The organism is Streptomyces sp. GC420 (assembly GCF_009916105.1).
Taxonomy (GTDB): domain Bacteria; phylum Actinomycetota; class Actinomycetes; order Streptomycetales; family Streptomycetaceae; genus Streptomyces.
Genome location: NZ_JAAAXQ010000657.1, coordinates 1 through 2,435 on the forward strand (window position 1 = coordinate 1; position 2,435 = coordinate 2,435).

2 protein-coding genes are annotated in these 2,435 nt (G+C 70.4%); one reads left to right on the forward strand and one right to left on the reverse strand.

What is annotated here, in order from left to right:
* Positions 1 to 18: 18 nt before the first annotated feature.
* Positions 19 to 963, reverse strand: a complete 945-nt coding sequence (locus GUY61_RS37475; RefSeq protein WP_166634752.1) for an RDD family protein — start codon at positions 961 to 963, stop codon at positions 19 to 21.
* A gap of 81 nt (positions 964 to 1,044) precedes the next feature.
* Between GUY61_RS37475 and GUY61_RS37480 the strand changes: the two genes are divergently transcribed.
* Positions 1,045 to 2,052: a stage II sporulation protein M gene (locus tag GUY61_RS37480; RefSeq protein WP_166634753.1), complete on the forward strand. Its 1,008-nt coding sequence runs from the start codon at positions 1,045 to 1,047 to the stop codon at positions 2,050 to 2,052.
* The last annotated feature ends 383 nt before the right edge of the window (positions 2,053 to 2,435 follow it).

Below are 2,435 nucleotides of genomic sequence, written 5' to 3' on the forward strand. Positions count from 1 at the left end.
CGCCGTGCCCGCCCTAAGCTAAGCGGGGGGCACGAAACCCGCCCCGCCCCGCGTCCCCGCATCGCCGTTCCGGGATTCCGGGACCGCGGACCCGGCCCGCCGCCCGAGCCCGGCCCGTTCGCCCGGCACGAACGGAGCCACCGGCCCCGCGACACCCGGCACCGGCACGTACTCGGGGACGGCCCCCTGGGCGGCCTCCCCGGCACCACCCGCCGGCGCCCCGAAGGCGCGTCGCGCGTCCCGCGCCTGCCGCTCGTTCACCACGGCCGCCAGGTACTCGGCCGACGGCACACCCGGCGGGATCGGAGCCCCAGTGCGGGCGGCCAGATCGGAGGCGAGCCTCTCCGCCACCGACAGGCCCGCCTGCGGGTCCAGTTGTCCCATGCGCGTCAGGTACTGCCGTACCGCCAGCCAAAGCCCGTCCGGCACCCGGGACAGGTCCAGGTCCGAGAACCGTCCCATCAGCCACGGCGGCGGCGGGGGCACGGCACGCACCCGGCCCGCGGCGATGCGTTCCCGTACGACCAGGGTCCCGGCGAACACATCACCGATCCGCCGGCCGCGCTCGGACACCAGCGAGGCGATGCATGCGACGACACCGAACGTCATCAGGATCTCCACGACCCCGATCGCCCCGCGCACCAGGGCGTGGCGGAACCGGATGGGACCTCCGTCGTCCCGTACCACCCGCAGACCGCATGCCAGTTTTCCCAGCGAACGGCCGTGGCTGAGCGTCTCCACCGCTATCGGCCCGCCCACCAGCACCAGCACGAAGGCCGCGACCTCCACCGCCGCGGAGGCCGCATCGTCCAGAGATGCCGTCGCGGCGAGCAGTCCCACAGAGACCGCTATGTACACCGCCCATGCGACGACGAGGTCGATCACCACCGCGAGCACGCGGCTCGGCAGCCTCGCCGGCCGCAGCCCCAGGACGACCGCGTCTCCGGTCACAAGATCACTCACTGGCCCCGCCCTTCCCTGCCCCTCGTACGATCAGTCTGCCAAGCTGTTCCCACGCGCCGCAGGACGAGGAGCAGCCGCCCGATGGACCTCGATGTCTTCGTGACCGCCCACCGCGCCGAGTGGGACCGCCTGGAGTTCCTGCTGCACCGCGGGCGGCGCATGACGGGTGCCGAGGCCGACGAACTGGTCTCCCTGTACCAGCGCACCGCCACCCACCTCTCCCTGATCCAGTCAAGCACCCCCGATCCCCAGCTCACGGCCCGTCTCACCCAGCTCGTGGCCCGGGCCCGAAGCACCGTCACCGGTACCCGCCGCGCCGGCTGGCGTGACGCTGCCCGTTTCTTCACCGCCGCGTTCCCCGCCGCGGTGTACCGGTCGCGCCACTGGTGGGTTCCCACAGCCCTCGTGTCGACGGCCGTCGCGGCCCTCATGGGCTGGTGGATCGGCACCCACCCGGAAGTCAGGGCGGCCCTCGCCGCCCCGGCGGAACTGCGTGAGCTCACCCGGCCGGGAGGGCAGTACGAGACGTACTACTCCAGCCACCCCGCCGCGTCCTTCGCCGCCCAGGTCTGGACGAACAACGCCCAGGCGGCCGCCCTGTGCCTTGTTCTCGGTGTCTTCCTGTGCGTGCCGGTGCTCTGGGTGCTCTTCCTCAACATGGCCAACCTGGGCATCGGTATCGGTCTGATGTCCTCCGCCGGCCGTCTCGATGTCTTCCTCGGCCTGGTCCTCCCGCACGGCCTGCTCGAACTCACGGCGGTCTTCGTCGCGGCGGGTACGGGCCTCCGCCTCGGCTGGACCCTCATCGATCCGGGCCCCCGCACCCGGCGGACCGCGCTCGCCGAACAGGGCCGCGCCGCCATCGGCATGGCCATCGGCCTTGCCGCGGTCCTCTTCGTCTCCGGCCTCATCGAGGGGTTCGTGACCCCGTCCGGCCTGCCGACCTGGTCCCGCATCGGCATTGGCGTCACCGCCGAGGCGGCCTTCGTCGCGTACGTCTACGTCCTCGGCGGACGCGCGGCGCGTGCGGGCGAGACGGGAGATGTGGAGGAGGCCGACCGCAGTGACCAGCTGCCGGTCGCGGCGTGACGCCCAGCTGATGTGCGTCCACGCCGACGGAGCTGGTACTCTCTTCTTCGCCCCGCCAGAGCTGTTGACACGGCAAGGCTGGGGAGGTAGATTTAAACGTTGCAGTGGAGTGGACAACTCCGGCGGCAACGGTTAGCGTCTGCAGAGCTTCTCCAAGGAAGATGACTTCCGGGAAGCAAACTTCCGATTGTCTTTCAGAAACGAAGCGCCGATTCGCTCGGCCCAAATGATTCTGATAACGTCGGGCCCGCCGAAAGGCAAAGCCCATTCCAACGGGGCGCCGGAAACGGAATCCAGACCGGAAACGGACTGGAAAAAGAATCTGGTAAGGTTGGAAACACCGAAGGGAAGCGCCCGGAGGAAAGCCTCGGAGAGTGTTCTGG